Here is a 22,799-nt window from a genome sequence, read left to right on the forward strand (position 1 = left end):
CGGAACGGGCGGTGGGTCAATGCTCCGCGCGCGACGGAGCAACCGGCGATGCAGGGGAGGCGAGCCGCGGAGCGGGAGGGAGCGCGGCGTAGAGCCGCTCGACATCCTCCCGCTTGCAGAGCTCGGTCCCGACCGACAGGACGGCGGCGCTCCCGGCGCAGAGCCCGAGCGCGAAAGCGTCCTCGACCGCGCGGCCCTGCGCGAGCGCGAGCGTCATCGCGCCGACGAAGCTGTCGCCGGCGCCGACCGCGCTCTTCGCCTCGACCGGGGGCGGCGCGAGGCGCAGCGTGCCGTCGCGGGTGGCAAGAAGCGCGCCCTCGCTGCCGAGCGTGACGGCGACGATCTCGGCAGCGCCGGAACGCGCGAGCGCCACGGCCTCCCGCTCCTGCGAGGCCGGGTCCCGCAGCGGCTTGCCCACGATCGATTCGAGCTCGCCGAGGCTCGGCTTCACGAGGAGGACGCCGCGGCCGAGCGTGCGCCGCAGCGCCTCGCCCGAGCTGTCGAGCACGAGCTTCGCCCGCTTCTCGGCCGCGATCGCGGCGACCCGGACGTAGAAATCCGCCGGCACGCCGGGCGGCAGGCTGCCGCTGGCGACGATATAGGCGAAGTCGAGCTCCCGTACGGCGTCGAGCGCCGCCTGCCACTCGGCCGGCGCGATCTCCGGTCCTTCCGGCACGAAGCGGTATTCGAGCCCGGTCGAGCGCTCGAACACGACATGGCTGATCCGGGTATGATCCGCGATCGGGATGCGTTTGGCCGGAATGCCGGTCGCGTCGAGGAGCGCGTCGAGGAGCGGTCCGGGAACGCCGCCCGACAGGTAGAGCGCGAGCGCGGACCCGCCGAGCTCCCGGACCACCCGGGCGACGTTGATGCCGCCGCCGCCGGGGAAGTAGCGCTCGTTGGAGGTGCGGATCTTGCGGATCGGCCTGACCTGTTCGGCTTCGGCGGCCCCGTCGATGGCGGGGTTGAGGGTCAGGGTGGCGATCGGCTTCACGGCGGCTCCGGTCAGGGGATGGTCTGCAGGTCCCCCCTCGTTAGCGCGCGGCCTCGATCATGGCCATGACGGCCGCGTGAAGTTCCGAGCCGGGTTCCGCCAGGCCGTCGATGACGTCGAAATGGTTCCGGCCGGGGATGTCGAGGATCTTCGGCTCCAGCTCCGCCCAGCCGGAGGCGAGGTCCTCCGATTGCCGGTGGAACTCGGCCGATTCGTCGCCGCCGACGACGAGCGTCAGCGGGGCGCGCGAGCGCCACGGCTTGCCGTAGAGGCTGAGCTCGCCCGCCTGCGCCAGATCGAGCCGGATCGCGTCGTTCATCGTGGTGTCGATCAAGGGAGCGAGCGAGAACACGCCCGAGATCGGCACGCAGCCCGCGAGCGGATCTTCCGGCAGGCCGTAATCGTCCCAGGCGGTCGCGAGATGCAGGGCGGAGAGATAGCCCCCGGCCGAGTGGCCGGTCACGACCACCCGCCTCCGCTCGGCTGGCGTGAGCACGTCGGCGTAGAGACTGGCGAAGGCGTCGCGCGCCGCCGCGACGATGCGGGCGAGCGGCACCTCGGGCGTCAGCGGATAGTTGAGGATCGCGACCGAGAGGCCGAAGGGCAGAAAGCCGTCCGCCACCCAGGAGAAATCGTACTTGGAGAAGGCGCGCCAATAGCCGCCATGGATGAACAGCACCGTGCCGCGGGCGTTTTCGGCCCGGAACAGGTCCAGCACCTCGCGCGGATGCTCGCCGTAGCGGATATCCGCGATCGGCGGATGGCGGCGCCGGGCCGCTTCGGCGCGGGCCGGCCACTTCCCGTAAATCTCGAGCGCATGCGGGACGAGAAGGCGCGGATTGTATTCGCGCTCCGCCCAGTCGCGGTCACCCTCCGCCATGCTCACAGCTCCGTGCGGAGCCGCCATAGCTCCGGGAAGAGGACCACGTCGAGCATCTTGCGCAGATAGGATACGCCGGCGGTCCCGCCGGTGCCGCGCTTGAAGCCGATGATGCGCTCAACCGTCGTGACGTGCCGGAAGCGCCAGAGCCGGAAGGCTTCCTCGAGGTCCACGAGTTCCTCGGCCAGCTCGTAGAGATCGAAATGGCGGTCGGGATCGCGATAGACTTCCGTCCAGGCGGCGAGGATTGTCGGGTCCTCGGGCATGCGCTGCGTCAGGTCGCGGTCCAGCACGGCAGGCCCGATCGCGAAGCCGCGCCGGGCGAGGCAGCGGACCGCCTCGTCGTAGAGCGAGGGTTCCGCATAGGCCGCCTCCACGACCGCGAGGCGGGCCGGATCGTGCCGGTGCGGCTCGATCAGGGCCGGGTTCTTGTTGCCGAGCCGGAACTCGATCGCGCGGTACTGGAAGGACTGGAAGCCGGACGAGTTCGCCAGATGCGGCCGGATGATGCTGTACTCGGACGGGGTCATGGTCGCGAGCACGCTCCAGGCGTTCACGAGCTGCTCCATGATGCGGGAGACGCGCGCCAGCGCCTTGAAGCTCTGGGGCAGGTGGTCGTCGCGGATCGCCGCGATCGCGCCGTCGATCTCGTGCAGCATCAGCCGCATCCAGAGCTCCGAGACCTGGTGCTGGATGATGAAGAGGAGCTCGTTCGGATCGCGCGAGAGCGGGTGCTGCGCGGCCAGGATGCGGTCGAGGTCGAGGTAGTCCGCGTAGGACATGTCCTTGCGGAAATCGAGCTTGGCGTCGTGCCAGGCGGGGGCAGCACCCTTGTCATCCCCGGCCGGAGGCCGCGAGGCCGCCGGAGGGGAAGGGGAGCCGGCCGGCGCACTGGATTGCCTTCCCGGCCGCTCCGCGGTCGCCGGGAATGACGATGTGGACTTCCCGCTCACGTCACCGCTCCCGCCTCGACCGGCGCAAGCTCGCGCCAAGCCCCCGTCGCGATCACCTCCTCCATGGCCGCAACCGCATCGAAGATGTCGACGAAGCGGATATAGAGCGGCGCGAAGCCGAACCGCATGGCGTCCGGTGCCCGGAAATCGCCGACGATCCCGCGCGCGATGAGCGCCCGGACGATGCCGAAGGCCTCCGGATGGCGCAGCGAGACGTGGTTGCCGCGGCGCGAGCCGTCGCGGGGCGTCGCGAGCGTCACGCCGAAGCGCGCGAGCTTCTCGTCCGCGAGCGCGATGAAGAGATCGCAGAGCGCGCGGCCCTTCGCGGCGACGTCCCGCATCGCGATCCCGTCGAACGCGTCGAGCGCTGCCTCAAAGGCGAGCAAGGACAGGATCGGAGGCGTCGAGCAGAGCGCGGCGCGGATCCCCGGTGCCTTGGCGAAACCATCCTCGAACCGGAACGGATCGGCGTGGCCGAACCAGCCCTGGAGCGGCTGGTCGAACGCAGCCTGGTGCCGCTCGGCGACGAAGACGTGCGACGGCGAGCCCGGGCCGCCATTCAGGTATTTGTAGCCGCAGCCCACCGCGAAATCGGCGCCGGAGCCATCCAGATCGAGCTCGACCGCGCCGGAGGAATGCGCGAGGTCCCAGACGACCAGCGCACCCGCTGCGTGGATCGCGGCGGTGACGGCCGCCATGTCCTGCATCTCGGCCGTGCGGTAGTTCACGTGGGAGAGCGTCGCGACGGCGGTGTCCCGCGTCACGGCAGAGGCGATCTCGCCGGCGGGCACGAAGCGGGGCTCCAGGCCGAGGAGCCGGGCCACGCTCTCCACGATGTGATTGTCGGACGGGAAGTTGCCCGCCTCCGCCAGGATCTCGCGGCGGTCCGGCCGCATCCGGGCCGCGGCCACGAGCAGTTTGAAGAGGTTGACCGAGATCGAGTCGGTGATCGTCACCTCGCCCGGCTTCGCGCCGAGGAGACGGGCCAGTCTCTCGCCCGCCCGTCCCGGTGCCGTGTACCAGCCGGCCGTATTCCAGGAGGCGATCAGGTCCCGTCCCCATTCGCGCCGGATGGCATCCTCCATCCGGGGCTGAACCGATTTCGGCAGCGCTCCCAGCGAGTTCCCGTCGAGATAGATCACGCCCGGCGGCAGCTCGAACCGCTCCCGCGCGAAGGCGAGCGGGTCGTCCCTGTCCTGGGCGAGGCAGGCCTCGCGGGCGATCGTCATGTCCGGCCTCCGGGCTGCGGGACTTGCGCGCCCTGAAGGCTAGACCGGAATGCTTGAAGCTTAAAAGATTTTCTTTTCATCCCGAACAGCCGCGCTATCGTGCAACCGGGACAGGACGAGGGCAGATGGGGCAGGCGATCGCGGCGACAACCCGGGACGGCCGGTTCAGCTATCTGGCGGCCGGGCCGGACGGGGCTCAGCCTGTGGTCTTCCTGCACGGGATCGGCGGCGGCGCGCGGCTCTGGTCGAGCCAGCTCGAGAGCTTCGCTCCGCGCTATCGGGCGATCGCCCTCGACCTGCCCGGCTACGGCGGCTCGCAGCCGCTCGCCGAGACCGGCATCCGGACCTATGCCGAAGCGGTGGCGGATTTCCTCCGCACGCTCCGGCTCGCGTCGCCCGTGCTCGTCGGCCACTCGATCGGCGGCATGATCGTCCAGACTTACATGGCGGACCGACTCGGGCCGATCCGGGCCGCCGTCCTCGCCCAGACGACGCCGGCCTTCGGCGGCAAGGATCCGCGCTGGGCGGAGGAGTTCGTGGCCGCGCGCCTCGGCCCGCTCGACCGCGGGGAGACCATGCCCTCGCTCGCCCCGGCGATCGCTGCGTCGCTCCTGGGCGAGGACCCGGATCCTGCCGCCTTCGCGCTCGCGCGAGACTGCGTCGCGGCCGTCCCGGAAGCGACATGGCGTGCCAGCGTGATGGCGCTGGTCGGATTCGACAAGCGCGAGGCGCTCGGGCGCATTTCGGTCCCGACGCTGCTGATCGCCGGGTCGAAAGACCAGAACGCGCCGGCGCCGACCATGGCGAAGATGGCGGAGCGGATTCCGGGGGCGGAGTACGTCTGCCTGGACGGGATCGGCCATCTCGCCTTTGCGGAGGCGCCGGAGGCATTCGACGGCGCCGTGCTCGACTTCCTGAACCGCCGACTCGCAACCGGAGAAGCTGCCTCGTGACCGCAAGCGCCCCAGACCTGTTCGAGGCCGTGCGTCCCGCCGATCTCGATCCGCCTCTCTTCGACCCGAAGGCGTTCAGGCTGTCGGCGCATACGGCCGCTCTCGCCGACAGGGCCCGGGCGCTCGCCCAGACCGTCTTCGCCGAGCGCGCCGCGGGCTACGACCGGGATGCGCGCTTTCCGACGGAGAACTACCAGGACCTCCACAAGGCGGGCCTTCTCGCAATCTGCATCCCCAAGGAGCAGGGCGGCGCGGGCGCGGACTACAAGACCTACGCGATCGTCGCGGCCGAGATCGGGCGCTATTGCGGCGCCACCGCGCTCTCCTGGAACATGCATGTCTGCTCGACGCTGTGGTCCGGCGCGATCGTCGACGATCTCGACCTCACGCCGCAGGAGCGCGAGGAGCATGAGCGCCGGCGCTCCCTGCATTACCGCCGCATCGTGGAGGAGGGGGCCGTCTATTCGCAGCCCTTCTCGGAAGGCGGCGCGGCGGCGGCGGGCGGGGTCGCCTTCGAGACCCGCGCCGTGCCGACGGACGGCGGCTGGCTCGTCTCGGGCAAGAAGATCTTCGCCTCGCTCGCGGGCCATGCGGATTATTACGGCATCCTCTGCACCGAGATCGGCCCGGACGAGAAGGCCTCGCGCCGCAACACCCTGTATCTCGCCATTCCCGCCAAGGCCGAGGGCGTGTCGGTCGTCGGCGACTGGGACCCGCTCGGCATGCGCGGCACCGTCTCGCGCACGCTCATCTTCAAGGACGTGTTCGTGCCGGAGGAGGCCGCGCTGATGCCGCGCGGCACCTATTTCCAGGCTGCCTCGCGCTGGCCGCACATGTTCCTGACGCTCTCGCCGACCTATGTTGGCCAGGCGCAGGCGGCCTATGACTTCACGGTGCGATATCTGCGAGGCGAGCAGCCCGGCACGCCGCCCGTGAAGCGGCGCCAGTACCCGACGAAGCAGATCGCCGTCGCCGAGATGCGGATCAAGCTCGAGCAGCTGAAAGCCGTGTGGTTCCAGGCGGTCTCGGAGGCGGGCGCCGATCCGTCCAAGGATCAGGTGATCCGGGCCTGGACGGCGCAATACGCGGTCATGGAGGGTGCGAACGACATCGCGCGCCTCGCGATCCGCACCTGCGGGGGCCAGTCGATGCTGAAGTCGCTGCCGCTCGAGCGGATCTTCCGCGACAGCCGCTGCGGCTCGCTCATGCTGCCCTGGACGGCGGAGCTCTGCGTCGACCGGATCGGCCGTGCCGCGCTCTACGAGCCGGGCGAGACGGACGAGTGAGGACCGCACGCGGCATTCCCTCCCCACCGCAAGCGGGGGGAGGGGAACTGTGAACCTCGCCGACGTCATCCGTCGCAACGCCGCCTTCGCGCCGGGCAAGGTTGCGCTCCGGTTCGAGGGCGGGACGATCTCCTACGGTGCGCTGAGCGGGCGTATCGAAGCGACGGCCGCGCTGCTTGCCGGCGAGTTCGGGATAGGGAAGGGCGACCGGGTCGCGATCCTCGCCTACAACCACCCCGATACGCTGGTCCTCCTCTATGCCTGCGCCCGGCTCGGCGCGATGCTGGTGCCGCTCAACTGGCGCCTTGCCGGGCCGGAGCTCGCATACATCCTGGCCGATGCCGATCCGGCCCTTTTCGTGGCGGACGAGCATTTCGCCAAGGAAGCAGCGGAGCTCGCCGCCGGGCGCTCGAACCTGCCCCTGTTTTCCGTGGGTGAAGCCGCGGGGAGCCTGGGCGAGCTGATCGCATCCGGCGGGGAGGGAAGCTCCCGATGCGAGGGCCGGCTCTCGGACCCGCTCCTCGTGGTCTATACGTCGGGCACCACCGGGCGGCCCAAGGGCGCCCTGCTCCGGCAGGAGGCCCTCGTCTGGAACGGCGTCATGAGCCAGCACATGCATGGCCTGACATCGGACGACCACGTCCTCACCGTCCTGCCGTTCTTCCATGTCGGCGGGCTGAACATCCAGACGACGCCGGCTTTGCATCAAGGTGCGACGGTCACGATCCATTCGCGCTTCGCGCCAGACACGACGCTCGCCGCCATCGCGGACGACCGGCCGACGCTGACGGTCCTCGTGCCGGCGACGCTCGGGGCCGTCCTCTCTCATCCCGGTTTCGGCTCGGCCGACCTGTCGAGCCTGCGCGCGATCACGACCGGCTCGACCTATGTGCCCCAGGCGCTGATCGACCCCTTCGAGCGGCGTGGCGTGCCGGTGCTCCAGGTCTACGGCGCGACGGAGACCTGCCCGATCTCGGTCTATACGCGCCTGGGCGGTCCGCGGCCGGAAGGATCGACCGGCTGGCCCGGCCCGTTCTGCGAGGCGAAGCTCGTCGACGATGCCGGGCGGGAGCTGCCGGACGGCACCTCCGGCGAGATCTGGATTCGGGGGCCGCAGATCCTCTCCGGCTATTGGCGGGACGAGGCCGCCACGCGTGACAGCATCGTGGACGGCTGGTTCCGCACCGGCGACATCGCCTCTCGCGATGCGGCCGGCGCCTATTACGTGCACGACAGGAAGAAGAACGTCGTCATCTCGGGCGGGGAGAACATCTACCCGGCCGAGATCGAGCGCGTGCTGCTGGAGCACGAGGCGGTGGCCGAATGCGCCGTCATCGGCCGCCCCGACCCGCGCTGGGGCGAGGTGCCGGTCGCGCATGTCGTCCTCCGCGCGGGCGCATCCTGCACGGCCGAAAGCCTGTCGGCACATGTCCTGTCGCAGCTTGCCCGGTTCAAGGCGCCGAAGGACTTCATCTTCGCCGACAGCCTGCCGAAGAGCGCGCTCGGCAAGGTGCAGCACCACCTGCTGCGGGAGCGCCGATGATGGCGCGACCTGTCATTCCGAGGCGCGCGAAGCGAGAGCCCGGAACCCACGATCAAGCTCCGGAGCCTAGCCGTGGTTTCCGGATCGCACTTCGTGCGTCCGGAATGACAAAGGTGTCTCGATGAAGATTGCGGTACTCGGCGGCGGCAACGGGTCCTTCGCCGCCGCCGGCGATTTCGCGCTCGCCGGCCACGAGGTGCGGCTGTGGCGCCGCGACGGGGAGGCGATCGCCGACCTCGCCGGGAACGGTTCCGCCATCACCGTGAAGGATCATGCCGGGCGGCACCAAGCGAGGCTGGCGCTCGCCACGACCGACATCGCGGCCGCCATCGATGGAGCTGAGCTGATCCTCTGCCCGGCGCCGGCCTTCGCCCAGCCCGACATCGCGGCCCGGCTCGCTCCGCATCTGAAGCCCGGGCAGGTGGTCTTCCTGCCTCCGGCGACCTTCGGCTCGATGATCTTCGCCGAGGCCGCGCGGCGGGCCGGCACGGCCGAGGGCGCCGCCTTTGCCGAGACGGGCACGCTCCCCTGGCTCGCCAGGAAGCACGGACCGCGCGAGGTCGCGATCACCGTCAGGGCGAAGCATCTGCCGGTCGGGACCTTTCCGGCGACGGCATCCGAATGGGCGCTGGATGTGATCGGTCGCGCCTTCCCGGGCGTCGTCACCTCCTGCGGTGATGCGCTGTCCGGCGCGCTGATGAATGCCGGCCCGATCATCCATCCGCCGCTCATCGTGATGAATGCGGGGCCGATCGAGCATTTCGAGCGCTGGGACATCCACAAGGAGGGCACCCAGCCCGCGATCCGGCGCGTCACCGACCGCCTCGACGCGGAGCGGATGCGTGTGCGCGAGGCGCTCGGCTACGGCGCGCCGCATTTCCCGCTCGCGGACCACTATGCCCGCGAGGGGGCCGAGTGGATGTATGGCCGCGGCTCGCACGACCGGCTGACCGATTCCGGCGATTGGCGCGAGACGCTGGTCCTGACGCAGCATCGCTACATGCGGGAGGACCTGCTCCTGGGTCTTTCCTTCCTGGTCTCCGTCGCCGAGCTCGCCGGCGTGGAGACGCCGCTCGCCCGCGCCTTCCTGGCGATCGGCCGCGCCATCTGCGCCGATGCGGGGGAGATCAGGAGTCGGACCCTCGCCGATCTCGGGCTCGGGCAGCTCGACCGGAACGCGCTGCAGCGGCTGTTGAGGGAGGGGTTCTGACGAAGATGATGCCGATCTGCGCTCACTCTATCATATCACCATAGGATGGGGTATTGGACCATACACTGGAATTCCTGCTCGACTTCGATGGCCGCGTTCATTGGCTGGAGCAGGGATACTGGCTGAAATTCGAGATCGTCCGCACGACGCCGAGTCGGGAGAGACCCCATGGGCTGCGGTACTCGTTCACGCTCCACAAGCCTTCCGGCGAGCGCATTCTCGGCTTCGACAACGCTCATTCCGTGCCGAAACGGGCTGGAACGAAGGCGAGGCCGGTCAGCCACGATCATTGGCACCGAACGGAAGCCGATGAAGGCCGGCCATATGAGTTCAAGGACGCAGACCAGCTGCTCGCCGACTTCTTCGCGGAAGTCCGACGCGTGCTCGGGGAGCATGGGATCGGCGACACGGTGGTCGGCGTGACCGTGCGGGGAGGCGAGGGTGACGGAACATCGGCTCATGAGCCTGAGCGAGCTCGAGGCGCAGATGCGGGCGGTCGCGAGAGGCGAGCGGCGGGCCCCGCCTGGCGCGAACGTCGCAAGCTTCAATTCGCTCGAAGCCCTTGCCCGCATCCTCACGCCGGAAAACCGGGTCCTGATGCGCGTGATCCGCGACGAGAGACCGCAATCGATCGCCGAGCTGGCCCGAAAGGTCGACCGCGCCGAGTCGAACCTGAGCCGCACTCTCGAAAAGCTCGCCAGTGCCGGTCTGCTCGTCCTGAAGCGCGTCGACAACAGACGTGTGCCCGAAGTGGTCGTGCGGGAGCTCCAGGTGACGATCGATCCGTTCGGCGAACGGGATCGGATCGACGTGGCCTCGGCCTGACGGTCGTTCATCGCCGCGATCCGACCATGGGAGCCACACCATGACCCGCCCGCTGATCGCCTGCCTCGGCGCAGGCCGGATGGGGCGCGGCATCGCGGTCGCCTTCGCCTATGCCGGGCACAGCGTGCTCCTTCTCGACGTGAAGGAGCGCGATGCGGACGGCTTCCGGGCCTTGAGCGATGCCGCCCTCGGGGAGGTGCGCGGTATCCTGGCCAGCCTCGCCTCGCTCGGATTGTTCGATCCCTCTGCCGTGGACACTCTGGCCGCACGGGTGGAGGTGGTGCCGGCGGCGGAGCGCGGGACGGCGCTGGCTGGAGCCGGGATCGTCTTCGAGGGCGTGCCGGAGATCCTCGCCCTCAAGCGCGAGGTGCTGGCCGACGCCTCGCGCCTCGCCCGTCCGGACGCGGTCATCGCCTCGACCACCTCGACCATCATGGTGGACGACATGGCCGTGGCGGTGGCGCGGCCCGAGCGCTTCCTGAACGCTCACTGGCTCAATCCCGCCTATCTCGTGCCGCTCGTCGAGGTCTCGCCGGGCAGCGCCACGGATGCCGCGGTGACGGAACGGCTCAAGACGGTGCTGGAAGGGATCGGCAAGGTCCCGGTCGTCTGCAGGTCGAGCCCCGGCTTCATCGTCCCGCGCATCCAGGCGTTGGCCATGAACGAGGCGGCCAGGATGGTCGAGGAGGGCGTCGCCTCCGCCGAGGAGATCGACAAGGCCATCCGGGTCGGCTTCGGCTTCCGCTTCGCCGTGCTCGGCCTGCTCGAGTTCATCGATTGGGGCGGCGGCGACATCCTCTATCACGCGAGCCGCTACCTGGAAGGCGCTCTCGGCAGCGAGCGCTATCGCGCGCCGGAGGTCATCCACCGCAACATGGAGGAGGGCCGCATCGGGCTGCGCACGGGGGAGGGCTTCCTGGACTATGCCGGGCTCGATCTCGACGCATATCGCCGGGAGCGCCTCGCCGCCTTCGTCGGCCTCCTGAAACATCTCGGACTTTCGCGCGCGCCCGAACTCCGGCCTCAGCCGACGATTGCTGCATCTGCGAAGCAACACGTGTGACCCGCAGGGCACAACGCGCCCCGGTGCCGACTGCTAGGTGAGGCGATCCGATTCCCGATCGCGGCAGATCATGACCACCCGACGCGCCCTGCTCGGCCTCCTGGCCGGGCTGCCCCTGGCCGCCTGCCAGACGAGCCAGATGGCGGCCGTGCCGCCGCAGCCCGCTTCCGCGGCCGATTCCGACTACGACCGCTGGTACATCGGCGCCGTCAAGGACGATCCGCACGACTACTATCTGGTCGACCGCAAGCTGATGCGGCCCGAACTCGCCCGGCAGGTCGTGCCCTACAAGGGGGACCAGCGGCCGGGCACGATCATCGTCGATATCGACGAGCGCTTCCTCTACCTCGTCCAGGATGACGGGACGGCCATCCGCTACGGCATCGGGGTCGGGCGCCAGGGTTTCTCCTGGAAGGGGGTGGCGCGTGTCGGCCGCAAGGCGAAGTGGCCGAGCTGGAACCCGACCAGCACCATGGTGAGCCTCAAGATCGCCTCGGCCGGGGTGCGCGAGCCAGGCATCGACAACCCTCTCGGCGCGCGCGCCCTCTATCTCTACCAGGGCAACCGCGACACCCTGTTCCGCATCCACGGAACCAACGAGCCCTGGTCCATCGGGGAGCAGGTCTCCTCCGGCTGCATCCGCATGCTGAACGAGGACGTGGTCGACCTCTACGACCGGGTGCCCGTGGGTGCGACGGTTCTGGTCCGGCGGAACGGCCGCTGGCGCGTCTGAGCCGGTGCCCGTGTGGCGGAAAAGTGTCACGCGGGGCAGCAGCTTGTCTTGAAGGGCTTCTCCTCGGGACTATATCGGACCTGTCACGGGAGGTGCGGCGTCAGCAGCGTCCAAGGACCTGCGGGCGCGCAACTCCCATCCGCATGTAACAGAGCCATGGACCGGGCTGCCTCGCGGAGGGGCCCGGTGGTCTGCTTAAGAAACGAGGGATCCACCCCATGGGTAAGGTGATTGGTATCGACCTCGGCACCACCAATTCCTGCGTCGCAGTGATGGAGGGCGCCACGCCGAAGGTCATCGAGAACTCGGAAGGCGCCCGTACCACCCCATCCATCGTCGCCTTCACCGACGACGGCGAGCGGCTCGTCGGTCAGCCGGCCAAGCGCCAGGCGGTGACGAACCCCGACCGCACCTTCTTCGCCATCAAGCGACTGATCGGCCGCACCTTCGACGACCCGATGACCAAGAAGGACATGGGTCTCGTCCCCTACAAGATCGTGCGCGGCGACAATGGCGACGCCTGGGTGGAAGCGGACGGCAAGAAGTATTCGCCCTCGCAGATTTCCGCCTTCATCCTGCAGAAGATGAAGGAGACGGCGGAGGCGCATCTCGGCCAGCCCGTCACGCAGGCCGTGATCACGGTTCCGGCCTATTTCAACGACGCGCAGCGGCAGGCGACCAAGGATGCCGGCAAGATCGCCGGGCTCGAGGTCCTGCGCATCATCAACGAGCCGACCGCCGCGGCGCTCGCATACGGTCTGGACAAGAAGTCCTCCGGCACGATCGCGGTCTATGACCTCGGCGGCGGCACCTTCGACGTGTCGATCCTCGAGATCGGGGATGGCGTGTTCGAGGTAAAGTCGACGAACGGCGACACCTTCCTCGGCGGCGAGGACTTCGACAACCGGATCGTCGAGTACCTGGCGGCCGAGTTCAAGCGCGAGCAGGGCATCGACCTGACCAAGGACAAGCTCGCCCTCCAGCGCCTGAAGGAGGCGGCCGAGAAGGCGAAGATCGAGCTGTCCTCGGCGGCGCAGACCGAGATCAACCTGCCCTACATCACGGCCGATGCGAGCGGTCCGAAGCACCTCGCGCTGAAGCTCAGCCGGGCCAAGTTCGAGAGCCTCGTCGACGACCTGATCCAGAAGACGGTCGAGCCGTGCCGCAAGGCGCTGAAGGATGCGGGCCTCACGGCCGGCGACATCAGCGAGGTGGTGCTCGTCGGCGGCATGACCCGCATGCCGAAGGTCCAGGAGGTCGTGAAGACCTTCTTCGGGAAGGAGCCGCACAAGGGCGTCAACCCGGACGAGGTGGTCGCGATCGGCGCGGCGATCCAGGCGGGCGTGCTCCAGGGCGACGTCAAGGACGTCCTCCTGCTCGACGTCACGCCTCTGTCGTTGGGCATCGAGACGCTGGGCGGCGTGTTCACCCGGCTCATCGAGCGTAACACCACGATCCCGACCAAGAAGAGTCAGGTCTTCTCCACCGCCGAGGACAACCAGAGCGCGGTCACGATCCGGGTGTTCCAGGGCGAGCGCGAGATGGCGGCCGACAACAAGCTGCTCGGCCAGTTCGACCTGATGGGGATTCCGCCCGCCCCGCGCGGCATGCCGCAGATCGAGGTCACCTTCGACATCGACGCGAACGGCATCGTCAACGTGTCCGCCAAGGACAAGGCGACGGGCAAGGAGCAGGCGATCCGCATCCAGGCCTCCGGCGGTCTCTCCGAGGCCGACATCGAGAAGATGGTCAAGGAGGCCGAGGCTCACGCGGCCGAGGACAAGAAGCGGCGCGAGCTCGTCGAGGCCCGCAACCAGGGCGAGGCCATGATCCACGCGACCGAGAAGTCGGTCGCCGAGCATGGCGACAAGGTCGAAGCCGCGGACAAGTCCGCCATCGAGAGCGCCATCGCGGCGCTGCGCACGGCGCTCGCCGGCGAGGACGTGGAGGCCATCCGCGCCCGGACCAACGACGTCATGCAGGCCTCGATGAAGCTCGGCGAGGCCATGTACAAGGCCTCCCAGGCCGAGGCGGCCGCAAGCGCCGCCAACGAGCCCGGGACCGGCGGCCCGAAGAAGGACGACGTCGTGGACGCCGACTTCCAGGACGTCGAGGAAGACAAGAAGAAGCGGGCCTGATCGCCCCTGGGATCATCGTCATGGCCGGGCTTGTCCCGGCCATCTCTTTGGGATTGTGACAGCTGGACGTGGATGGCCGGGCCGAGCCCGGCCATGACGTATTTCGGGGTCAAAGCGGCGACCAATGTCCAAGCGCGACTACTACGAGGTGCTGGGCGTGTCCCGCACTGTGACTGAAGTCGAGCTCAAGTCGGCCTTCCGCAAGCTCGCCATGAGGTATCACCCGGACCGGAACCCGGGCGACGGCGAGGCCGAGGTCAAGTTCAAGGAGATCAACGAGGCCTACCAGGTCCTGTCGGACCCGCAGAAGCGGGCCGCCTATGACCGATTCGGTCACGCCGCCTTCCAGGGCGGTGGCGGAGGACCGGGCGGCCCCGGATTCGGCGCCGATTTCGGCGACGTGATGTCGGACATCTTCGACACGTTCTTCGGCGGCGTGCGATCCGGCCGCGGCGGTGCGCCCGGCCGCGAGCGCGGCGCCGACATGCGCTACAATCTCGAGGTCACCCTCGAGGAGGCCTACCAGGGCAAGACCGCCTCGATCACGATTCCGACCTCGGTGTCATGCGAGGTCTGCTCCGGCACGGGCGCGAAGGCCGGCTCCAAGCCGCGCGTCTGTCCGACCTGCGGCGGAGCCGGCCGGGTGCGGGCGGCGCAGGGCTTCTTCTCGATCGAGCGGACCTGCCCCAACTGCCACGGGCGAGGCGAGGTCATCGACGATCCCTGTCCGAATTGCGGCGGCGCCGGCCGGGTGACGCGCGAGCGCACGCTGACGGTCAACGTGCCGGCCGGGGTCGAGGACGGCACGCGGATCCGGCTTGCCGGGGAGGGAGAGGCGGGCCTGCGCGGCGGCCCGGCCGGCGACCTCTACATCTTCGTCTCGATCAAGCCGCATCCCTTCTTCCAGCGGGATGGGGCCGACCTCTTCTGCCAGGTGCCGATCTCGCTCGTCACCGCGGCGCTCGGCGGCGAGTTCACGGTCCCCACGCTCGACGGCCTCGACGCCCGCGTGAAGGTGCCGGAGGGCACCCAGTCGGGCCGGCAGTTCCGGCTGCGCGGCAAGGGAATGACCGTCTTGCGCTCGCGCGATGTCGGCGACCTCTACATCCAGGTCGTGGTCGAGACGCCGCAGAACCTGACGCGCCGGCAGCGCGAGCTCCTGCTGGAGTTCGAGCGCGAGTCGTCCGGCGACACGCATCCCGAAAGCAGTGGATTTTTCGCGCGAGTGCGTGATTTCTTCGACGGGATCGGTGGATCAAGTCGAGCTTGATAGCATTGTGTAGCTGCCCGGCTTCGGCCGGGTGCAGGGGGCGTGTCGTTGCTTCAACTGTCGCAGAAACCGGCGCCGCGGAAGCGTCTCTTCGGTCGTGAGAGGTTCGAGGACGAGGCCCGCTTCCTGCGGTCCTGGATCGAGCGCCCGCTGCTGACGGGCGCGGTCGCGCCCTCGAGCAAGCACCTCGCGCAGGCGATGGCGTCCTATGTCGACCCGCGCGTGCCCGGGCCGGTGGTCGAGCTCGGTCCCGGGACGGGCCCTGTGACGGACGCCCTGATCAGGCGCGGGATCGAGCAGGAGCGGCTCGTCCTGGTCGAATTCAACCCGGAATTCGCCCAGCTCCTCAAGCGGCGCTTCCCGCGCGCGGCGATCGTCTGCGGCGATGCCTATGACGTGAAGGATGCCTTGGCCGATGTCGTGACGGAGCCCTGCGCGGGGTTCGTCTCGAGCCTGCCGCTCTTCACCAAGCCCCTGCCGCAGCGGCTCGAGCTCCTGGCCGCCGCCCACGCGATGTCGCGCCCGGGCGCGCCCTTCGTCCAGTTCACCTATGCGGTCGTCCCGCCGATGCCGGCGCGCTCGCCCCATTACGTCGCGACCGCATCCGAGCGGATCTGGCGCAACGTTCCGCCGGCCCGGGTCTGGGTGTACCGAAGCCGCTGAACCGCTCAGCTCACCAGAGGCGGGTCACGCCGAAGGCGTCGAACGCGCTCTCGTTCGAGACGAGCACAAGATTTTCGACGAGCGCCTGGGCGACCAGCATGCGGTCGAACGGGTCCTTGTGCGACCCGTCCATCGTTCCTGCGAGCTCGGCATGCTGGACGGTCACCGAAAGCGGCTCGAAGCCCTCGTCGATGACGACCTGCTGGAAGTGGCGCACGAGGGCCGCCGCATCCGGCAGCCTGCCGATGCGGTGCTTGGTTGCGATTTCCCAAGCCGATGCGGCACTTACAAGGCCAGAATTACCCGCGTCAGCGAGTGCGGCATCGGCGGCTGCGGACAGTCGAGAATCGTCGGTCAGCCACCAAAGCAGGGTGTGGCTGTCCAGGAGCAGCCTCAAATCTCACCCCAAAGAGCGAGCTCTTCCTTCGAAAGCGGCTCGAAAAAGCGTTCGTCGAACTTGATCAGGTGCTTCATCGAACCTTTCGCGCGATGCCGCGTCGGCTCGACGGGCCCGAGCCTCGCGACCGGCTTTCCGCGCCGCGTTATGATGACTGTTCCGCCCGCCTCGACTTCGGCGAGCAGCCGGGAAAGGTGGGTCTTGGCTTCGTGTACCGTCGCCTCGCGAAGCCCGCAGCTCGGCACCGGGACTGCCGCCTTCCGTCGTTCAGCCGATGTTGCGACCATGCGGGCCTCCTGTTAGTCAACAAACTAGTCAACTGGGTGGAGCCGGGCAAGCGCGGCGCCGGGGAGGGGATCGGAATGCCGAAGGGCTATTGGGTGGCGCGGGTCGATGTGCACGACACCGAAAGCTACAAGGACTACGTGGCTTCGAACGGCGCCGCCTTCGCCAAGTTCGGCGGCCGCTTCCTGGTGCGTGCGGGCCGGTTCGAGAACCCGGTCGGCACGAGCCGCGGCCGCAACGTCGTGATCGAGTTCCCGTCCTACGAGGCGGCCCTCGAATGCTGGCGCTCGCCCGAATACCAGGCCGCCAAGGCCAAACAGAAGGGCGGCGCCGAGATGGACCTCGTCATCGTCGAAGGGTACGACGGCCCGCAGCCTGGGGCCTGAGCGGGAAGCACGATGAGCGAGATGCGGCTGGTTGTCGTCGGCGCCGCGGGCCGCATGGGCCGCATGCTCGTCCGGGCGGCGGAGGAAGACCCGGCCTGCCGCGTGGTCGGTGCGGTCGAGCAGCCGGGCTCGCTGGCGCTCGGCGAAGATGCCGGATTGCTCGCCGGCGTCGGCCGCCTCTCGGTGCCGATCACGGACGATCCGATCGCGGCCTTCAGATCGGCGGATGGGGTGATCGACTTCACGGCGCCGGCCGCGACCCGGCTCTTCGCCGAGGCCGCCGCGCAGGCCGGCTTGGTCCATGTGATCGGAACGACCGGCCTGTCCGACGCGGACCTGCAGGCGCTCCGCAGCACCGCAGCCCGCGCGCGCATCGTCCGGTCCGGGAATATGTCGCTCGGCGTGAATCTCCTTGCCGGACTCGTCCGGAAGGTGGCGCGCACCCTCGGCGAGGACTGGGACGTCGAGATCCTGGAGATGCACCATCGGATGAAGGTGGACGCGCCCTCCGGCACCGCGCTGCTGCTCGGGGAGGCCGCCGCGGAGGGGAGGGGGATCGAACTTCGCGAACGCTCCGTCCGCTCGCGCGACGGCCATACCGGGAAGCGGGGAGCCGGCGATATCGGCTTTGCGACCCTGCGCGGCGGCACGGTCGTCGGCGAGCACAGCGTGATCTTCGCAGGCGCGGGCGAGCGGATCGAGCTCGCGCACCGTGCCGAGGATCGGGCGATCTTCGCCCGGGGCGCAGTCAAGGCCGCGCTCTGGGCGCGCGAGAAGCCGCCCGGCTTCTACAGCATGGCGGACGTCCTCGGCCTGTCCGAGCTTTGACCGGCGGGCCGGACCTCGCGTCCGCGCGGCCTGCGGCCCAGCGGCTCGATCTCGGGCCGGGCCTGACCTTCGTCCCCGGCTATCTGGACCGCCTCGCCCAGGAACGGCTCCTGGCGGAGATCCGCGATCTCGCGCGGCGCGCCCCGCTCTTCACGCCGCGCATGCCGCGAACGGACCAGCCCTTCTCCGTCAGGATGACCAATTGCGGGCCGCTCGGCTGGGTGTCGGACGTCTCCGGCTACCGCTACCAGCCCACTCATCCGCAGACGGGCGAGCCCTGGCCCGCGATGCCGGAGAGCCTCCTGGACGCCTGGAACGAACTCGCCCGGTTCCCGCACCCGCCGGAGGCCTGCCTCATCAACTTCTATGGGCCTGGCGCCCGGATGGGGCTGCACCAGGACAAGGACGAGGGGGAACTCGCCGCGCCCGTGGTCTCGCTCTCGCTCGGGGCGACCGCGCTGTTCCGCATCGGCGGGCTGTCCCGGCGGGACCGGACGCGCTCCATCCGCCTCTCCTCGGGCGATGCGTTTGTGTTCGGCGGCGCGGCCCGGCTGGTCTTCCACGGCATCGACAGGATCCTTCCGGAGACCTCCGACCTGATCCCCGGATCCGGCCGCGTCAACCTCACGCTGCGGCGCGTGACGCCCGCGCCCGCCGCTTGACCCCGGGGTCACGTTTACGCCCCTTTTCTCGGCTCCACCTTCGGGCTTCCTCCTGACCGCAGCGACAGCGATGCTCCGTCCCACGACATTCGTCCTGGCCCTCCTCGCGGCCGGCGCCGCCCTGGCGGCCGAGCCCGTCTTCCCGCCCGGCTCCCGGATCGGGCTCGTGCCGCCCAAGAGCATGAAGCTCACCCGCGGGGTGGCCGGATTCCAGGACCCGGCGACGGGCGCCGCGATCGTCGCCATCGAGATGCCGGCCGAGGCCTATTCCACCCTAGTGGCCGGCTTCGGCGACGAAGCGCTGAAGAACCAGGGCTTCACGCTGAAGTCGCGCGACAAGCTCACGGTCGGCAAGAGCGAGGCGACGCTGGTCGCGGGCGAGCAGAACGACAACGGCCGTGCGATCCCGAAGGCGATCCTCCTGACCGGCGACGGCACCATGACCGCGCTGGTCATCGCGCAGCTCCCGGTCGGCGCGGCGCAGGCCGCCCGCGACGAGGCGAAGGCGGCGCTGAAGACCGTGGCCTTGCGCCCGCCGCTCTCCGTCGAGCAGCAGGTCGCCTCCCTGCCCTTCAGGATCGGCGATCCCGCCGGTTTCCGCCCCGTGCGGGCGATGGCCGGCAATGCGCTGCTGATGACCGACGGGCCGAAGGATGTCGTGAAGGATGCCGAGCAGCCGATCATGATCGTGGCGCAATCCTTCGCGCCGGCCCCGCCCACCGCCGAGCAGCGCGACGTCTTCGCGCGCCAGGCCCTCGTCGCCAACACGATGCTGAAGGAGACCGTGCTCGAGCGCGCCCAGGGCTTCCGCCTGGGCGGCTCGGAGTGGCACGAGATCGTGGCCAAGGCGAAGGACGGGCCGTCCGAGCAGCCCGTCATCGTGATGCAGACCATCCGCTTCGCGCCGGACGGCTACATCCGGATGGTCGGGATCGCCCGCGCGGACAAGCGGGACGAGGTCATGCCCCGCTTCCGGCGCCTCGTGGACGGCGTCGCGCTGAAATAGTCAGCCGTTCTCCGGCGCGGCCTCGTCCGCGGTCGCCGCTGGCTGGGGCGCGGGCTTCGGCCCGCCCTTGGCCACCCCGACGAGCGCCGGGCGCAGCACCCGCTCGCCGATGGCGTAGCCGGTCTGGATCACCTGCGTGACCGTCCCGGCCGGCACTTCCTCGTTGGGGACCTCGAACATCGCCTGATGCATGTTCGGGTCGAACTTCTGGCCCTGCGGCTCCACCCGCCTCACGCCGTGGCGCTCGAGCGTCTTGAGGAGGTCGCGCTCGGTCAGCTCGATCCCCTCGATGAGCGCCTTGGTCGCGCCCTCCGCCGCGCCCTCCGGAACGTTCTCGAGCGCGCGGCGGATGTTGTCGGCGACGGTCAGCATGTCGCGCGCGAAGTTCGTGACCGCGTAGGTGCGGGCATCCTGCACCTCGCGCTCGGTGCGCCGGCGCAGGTTCTCCATCTCGGCGAGCGTGCGGAGCAGGCGCTCCTTGAGGTCCGTCCGCTCCGCCTCGAGCTCGGCGACCCTGTCGGGCACCTGCGTCTCGGGGGCATCCTTGTTCTGCTCGGTCTGCAATGTGGCGTCCATCGCGCCGTTGCTCGGCGTGCTGTCGTTCATCATCGTCCGCTGTCCGGTTGGGTTGCCGCTGATATCAGTGTTTCGCAGTGCAAGATCAAGGATTTCGGCCGGTCTCCTCGCCTATTGATTCTGCTCCAGTACGCTCAGGAGCCCGCGCCTGATGGAAGCCTGCCGCGAGGGATGGCTGACCTTCGTGCCGGTGAGGTCGGTGACGTAGAAGACGTCCGCGGCCCGTTCCCCGAAGGTGGCGACATGGGCGGAGGCGATGTTGAGGTTGAGCTTCCCGAGCGCCGTGGTGAGGTCGTAGAGCAGCCCCGGCCGGTCGAGACCCGAGACCTCCACCACCGTGTGGCGCGACGACAGGTCGTTGTCGATGTTGACCTCGGGATTGACCTGGAAGGCCTTCGGCAGCGGCCTGCCCGGCCGGCGGTCGCGGACGAGGTCGGCGATCCTGACCTCGCTGCGGAGCGCGCGCTCGATCGAGGCGGCGATGCGCTCCGCCCGGCGGATCTCGTCCTCGTCGCGATCGAAGGCGCGAGACAGGAAGATCGTGTCGAGGGCCGTGCCGTCGGCCGAGGTGAAGATCTGGGCATCGACGATGTTTCCGCCCGCCACCGCGCAGGCGCCCGTCACGATGGCGAGCAGGCGGGGGTGGTCCGGCGACAGCAGCGTGAGCTCCGTGACGCCCTTGAACTCGTCGGTCTCAACCGCGGTCGCGACGGTCTTCCCGGCCTGCTCGGCCTGCCGCACGAAGCGGGCATGCTTGAGCTGCCGCTCGGGCGGCGTCTTCATCCAGTAGGCGGGATAGAACCGCCCCGCATAGGCCTCGAACTCGGCATCGCTCCAGTCGGGGAGGGCGGCGCGCAGCTGAGCCTGGATGGAGCGGGCGCGCGCCGGCTTGATCCGCTCGGAATGGCCGCCGCTCAGATAGAGTTCCGTCTCGTAGTAGAGGGTGCGCAGAAGCTCTCCCTTCCAGCCGGTCCAGACGCCCGGACCGACCGCCTTGATGTCCGCGATGGTGAGGACGAGCAGGAGCTTGAGCCGCTCCATCGTCTGGACCACGGCCCCGAAGGCCTCGACCGTCTTCGGGTCGGACAGGTCCCGGCCCTGGGCCGTGAAGGACATCAGGAGATGGTGCTCGACGAGCCACGCGGCCGTGTCGGTCTCGGCGGGGTCCAGCCCGAGCCGCGGTCCCAGCTTGCGCGCGATCGCGGCGCCGGCGAGGGAATGGTCCTCGCGCCGGCCCTTGGCGATATCGTGCAGAAACAGGGCAACGTAGAGCGCGCGGCGGTTGCGGACGGAGTGGACGATGGTGTTGGCGAGGGGGTGCTCGCTCTCGGCCCGTCCCGCATAGATCTCCGACAGGACGCCGATCGAGCGGATGAGGTGCTCGTCCACCGTGTAGTGATGATACATGTTGAACTGCATCATCGCGACGATGCGGGCGAAGTCCGGGATGAAACGCCCGAGCACGCCCGCCTCGTTCATGCGCCGCAGCACCACCTCCGGGGCGTTCTGCGAGGTCAGGATCTCCAGGAAGAGCCGGTTGGCTTCCGGATCGCGCCGGCAGCGCGGGCCGATGAGCCCGATCGATCGCGAGGCGAGGCGCGTCGCGTCCGGGTGGATGGGCATGTTGTGGCGGTCGGCGAGCCAGAACATGCGGATGAGATTGACCGGATCCCGCTCGAAGACGCCGTCGTCCCGGACCGTGATCCGGTCGTTGTCGATCGTGAAGTCGGGCGATTCCAGCGCGCCGCGGCGCCGCTTGAAGCTGCGCAGCATCCGGTCGAGCACCGGGCGGTGCTTGGCATGGCGTGCTTCGAGCCCCGCGCAGACGATCGCCGTGAGGTCGCCGACGTCCTTGGCGATGCGGAAATAGGCCTTCATGAAGCGCTCGACGGCCTGCTCCGCGCCGCGATCCTTGAATCCCATCCGGGCTGCGACGATCCGCTGGTTCTCGAAGGTGAGCCGCTCCTCCGCGCGGCCGGTCGCGAAATGGAGATGGCAGCGCACGCGCCAGAGGAAGGCTTCGCAGCGCTTGAATAGGCGCGCCTCGTCCGGCGTGAACAGGCCGACCCCGACGAGATCGTCCGGATTGGAGATGCCGTAGACGTATCTCGCGATCCAGGAGAGCGTGTTCAGATCGCGCAGGCCGCCCTTGCCGTCCTTGACGTTGGGCTCCACGAGGTAGCGGGACTCGCCGGCGCGCCTCACCCGGGCGTCGCGCTCCTTCAGCTTGGCGTCCACGAAGGCCGCGGCCGAGCCCTTCACCACCTCCCTGGCGAAGCGGGCCTGGAACTCCCGGAACAGCTTCTCGTCGCCGAACAGGAACCGCGCTTCCAGCAGCGCCGTCCGTGTCGTCATGTCGGCCCGCGCCTCGCGGATGCATTCGTCCACCGTCCGCGTGGCGTGACCGACCTTCAGCTTGAGGTCCCAGAGCGCGTAGAGCAGCGTCTCCAGGACGGCCTGCTCCGGGCCGGGTCCCCGTGGCGGCAGAAGGAACAGGAGGTCGACGTCCGAGCCGGGCGCCATCGCGCCGCGGCCGTATCCGCCGGTCGCGACCACGGCCATGCCGGTCTGTTTCGGCGAGCGCGCGAAGCCCAGTTCGCCGGCGATCGCCGTGTAGGCCTGGCGCAGGAGCCGGTCCATGGAGTCCGACAGGCAGCGTGCGCAGGCGAGCCCCTCACGATCCCGCACGAGCCGGCGCTCGGCCCCGGCGCGATCCGCCTCGAGCTGGGCGCGCAGCTCGGGAACGAGACGCTCCCGGAAGGCGTTCGGGCTCACGATGCGCGGCTCGGGCCGGCCGGTGGCGGTCTGTGCGGACATTCGGGTTCGCTGCTAAGCGGCCTTAGCACCGCAAGCTCCGGACAGCCATGCGGTTCCCGCGCGTTCGTTTGACATAACGAACGTGGCTGTCCTACAAAAAGA

21 protein-coding genes and 2 pseudogenes are annotated in these 22,799 nt (G+C 69.3%); 15 read left to right on the top strand and 8 right to left on the bottom strand.

Features of this window, described 5'->3' with window-relative positions; all coding sequences use genetic code 11:
* Positions 1 to 16 precede the first annotated feature (16 nt).
* The 4 genes and pseudogenes from HJG44_RS13625 to kynU all read right to left on the bottom strand — a co-directional run bounded on the left by HJG44_RS13625 (position 17) and on the right by kynU (position 4,056).
* Positions 17 to 994 carry a hexose kinase gene (locus HJG44_RS13625; RefSeq protein ID WP_171218878.1) on the bottom strand — a complete coding sequence of 326 codons (978 nt, stop codon included), beginning with the start codon at positions 992 to 994 and terminating at the stop codon, positions 17 to 19.
* 40 nt (positions 995 to 1,034) lie between these two features.
* Positions 1,035 to 1,874 (bottom strand): alpha/beta hydrolase, encoded by an 840-nt coding sequence (locus HJG44_RS13630; RefSeq protein ID WP_171218879.1) that lies wholly within the window; start codon positions 1,872 to 1,874, stop codon positions 1,035 to 1,037.
* A 2-nt stretch (positions 1,875 to 1,876) separates the two neighbouring features.
* Positions 1,877 to 2,695 (bottom strand): annotated as a pseudogene (gene kynA, locus HJG44_RS13635) (tryptophan 2,3-dioxygenase); the annotation flags it as partial.
* 128 nt (positions 2,696 to 2,823) lie between these two features.
* The gene (gene kynU / locus HJG44_RS13640; RefSeq protein ID WP_171218881.1) at positions 2,824 to 4,056 is read right to left on the bottom strand and encodes a kynureninase; all 1,233 of its coding nucleotides are present in this window, start codon (positions 4,054 to 4,056) and stop codon (positions 2,824 to 2,826) included.
* A gap of 125 nt (positions 4,057 to 4,181) precedes the next feature.
* On the opposite strand from kynU, the gene HJG44_RS13645 reads away from it, so the two are divergent.
* From HJG44_RS13645 to HJG44_RS13695, 11 genes and pseudogenes are all read left to right on the top strand, one after another.
* Positions 4,182 to 5,009 carry an alpha/beta fold hydrolase gene (locus HJG44_RS13645; protein ID WP_171218882.1) on the top strand — a complete coding sequence of 276 codons (828 nt, stop codon included), beginning with the start codon at positions 4,182 to 4,184 and terminating at the stop codon, positions 5,007 to 5,009.
* Positions 5,006 to 6,295, top strand: coding sequence for an acyl-CoA dehydrogenase family protein (locus HJG44_RS13650; RefSeq protein ID WP_171218883.1), 1,290 nt, complete (start codon positions 5,006 to 5,008; stop codon positions 6,293 to 6,295). Before HJG44_RS13645 ends, HJG44_RS13650 begins: the two co-directional genes overlap by 4 nt.
* A gap of 49 nt (positions 6,296 to 6,344) precedes the next feature.
* The gene (locus HJG44_RS13655; protein ID WP_171218884.1) at positions 6,345 to 7,838 is read left to right on the top strand and encodes an AMP-binding protein; all 1,494 of its coding nucleotides are present in this window, start codon (positions 6,345 to 6,347) and stop codon (positions 7,836 to 7,838) included.
* A 121-nt stretch (positions 7,839 to 7,959) separates the two neighbouring features.
* Positions 7,960 to 9,048: an NAD/NADP-dependent octopine/nopaline dehydrogenase family protein gene (locus HJG44_RS13660; protein ID WP_171218885.1), complete on the top strand. Its 1,089-nt coding sequence runs from the start codon at positions 7,960 to 7,962 to the stop codon at positions 9,046 to 9,048.
* 53 nt (positions 9,049 to 9,101) lie between these two features.
* A pseudogene (locus HJG44_RS23730) lies at positions 9,102 to 9,371 on the top strand (toxin-antitoxin system TumE family protein); the annotation flags it as partial.
* A gap of 163 nt (positions 9,372 to 9,534) precedes the next feature.
* Positions 9,535 to 9,873, top strand: a complete 339-nt coding sequence (locus HJG44_RS13670) for an HVO_A0114 family putative DNA-binding protein (protein WP_171218887.1) — start codon at positions 9,535 to 9,537, stop codon at positions 9,871 to 9,873.
* 40 nt (positions 9,874 to 9,913) lie between these two features.
* The gene (locus HJG44_RS13675) at positions 9,914 to 10,936 is read left to right on the top strand and encodes a 3-hydroxybutyryl-CoA dehydrogenase (RefSeq protein ID WP_171218888.1); all 1,023 of its coding nucleotides are present in this window, start codon (positions 9,914 to 9,916) and stop codon (positions 10,934 to 10,936) included.
* Positions 10,937 to 11,006: 70 nt separating this feature from the next.
* Positions 11,007 to 11,669, top strand: coding sequence for a L,D-transpeptidase (locus HJG44_RS13680; RefSeq protein ID WP_171218889.1), 663 nt, complete (start codon positions 11,007 to 11,009; stop codon positions 11,667 to 11,669).
* A 218-nt stretch (positions 11,670 to 11,887) separates the two neighbouring features.
* Entirely contained in the window at positions 11,888 to 13,807 is a 1,920-nt protein-coding gene (gene dnaK / locus HJG44_RS13685) for a molecular chaperone DnaK (protein WP_171218890.1), read from the top strand.
* A gap of 124 nt (positions 13,808 to 13,931) precedes the next feature.
* On the top strand, positions 13,932 to 15,077 hold the full coding sequence (gene dnaJ, locus HJG44_RS13690) for a molecular chaperone DnaJ (protein WP_171218891.1): 1,146 nt from the start codon (positions 13,932 to 13,934) through the stop codon (positions 15,075 to 15,077).
* Positions 15,078 to 15,125: 48 nt separating this feature from the next.
* A complete protein-coding gene (locus HJG44_RS13695) occupies positions 15,126 to 15,740 on the top strand; it encodes a class I SAM-dependent methyltransferase (protein WP_246736252.1) in 615 nt (204 codons plus the stop codon).
* A gap of 10 nt (positions 15,741 to 15,750) precedes the next feature.
* On the opposite strand, the gene HJG44_RS13700 is transcribed toward HJG44_RS13695, so the two are convergent.
* Positions 15,751 to 16,137 (bottom strand): type II toxin-antitoxin system VapC family toxin, encoded by a 387-nt coding sequence (locus tag HJG44_RS13700; protein WP_171218892.1) that lies wholly within the window; start codon positions 16,135 to 16,137, stop codon positions 15,751 to 15,753.
* The gene (locus HJG44_RS13705; protein WP_171218893.1) at positions 16,134 to 16,424 is read right to left on the bottom strand and encodes a type II toxin-antitoxin system Phd/YefM family antitoxin; all 291 of its coding nucleotides are present in this window, start codon (positions 16,422 to 16,424) and stop codon (positions 16,134 to 16,136) included. The genes HJG44_RS13700 and HJG44_RS13705 overlap by 4 nt, the downstream gene beginning before the upstream one ends.
* A gap of 75 nt (positions 16,425 to 16,499) precedes the next feature.
* On the opposite strand from HJG44_RS13705, the gene HJG44_RS13710 reads away from it, so the two are divergent.
* From HJG44_RS13710 to HJG44_RS13725, 4 genes are all read left to right on the top strand, one after another.
* Positions 16,500 to 16,808: a DUF1330 domain-containing protein gene (locus HJG44_RS13710; protein ID WP_171218894.1), complete on the top strand. Its 309-nt coding sequence runs from the start codon at positions 16,500 to 16,502 to the stop codon at positions 16,806 to 16,808.
* A 21-nt stretch (positions 16,809 to 16,829) separates the two neighbouring features.
* Positions 16,830 to 17,636: a 4-hydroxy-tetrahydrodipicolinate reductase gene (gene dapB / locus HJG44_RS13715; RefSeq protein WP_171219000.1), complete on the top strand. Its 807-nt coding sequence runs from the start codon at positions 16,830 to 16,832 to the stop codon at positions 17,634 to 17,636.
* Positions 17,633 to 18,298 (top strand): alpha-ketoglutarate-dependent dioxygenase AlkB, encoded by a 666-nt coding sequence (locus HJG44_RS13720; RefSeq protein WP_171218895.1) that lies wholly within the window; start codon positions 17,633 to 17,635, stop codon positions 18,296 to 18,298. Before dapB ends, HJG44_RS13720 begins: the two co-directional genes overlap by 4 nt.
* 70 nt (positions 18,299 to 18,368) lie before the next feature.
* Entirely contained in the window at positions 18,369 to 19,304 is a 936-nt protein-coding gene (locus HJG44_RS13725) for a hypothetical protein (RefSeq protein ID WP_171218896.1), read from the top strand.
* On the opposite strand, the gene grpE is transcribed toward HJG44_RS13725, so the two are convergent.
* Complete coding sequence (grpE, locus tag HJG44_RS13730) at positions 19,305 to 19,913, bottom strand: nucleotide exchange factor GrpE (protein ID WP_171218897.1); 609 nt, start codon at positions 19,911 to 19,913, stop codon at positions 19,305 to 19,307.
* A 78-nt stretch (positions 19,914 to 19,991) separates the two neighbouring features.
* Entirely contained in the window at positions 19,992 to 22,697 is a 2,706-nt protein-coding gene (locus tag HJG44_RS13735; protein ID WP_171218898.1) for a [protein-PII] uridylyltransferase, read from the bottom strand.
* Positions 22,698 to 22,799 lie beyond the last annotated feature (102 nt).

It is taken from the genome of Enterovirga aerilata (genome assembly GCF_013044135.1).
In the GTDB taxonomy this organism is placed as follows: Bacteria; Pseudomonadota; Alphaproteobacteria; order Rhizobiales; family Beijerinckiaceae; genus Enterovirga; species Enterovirga aerilata.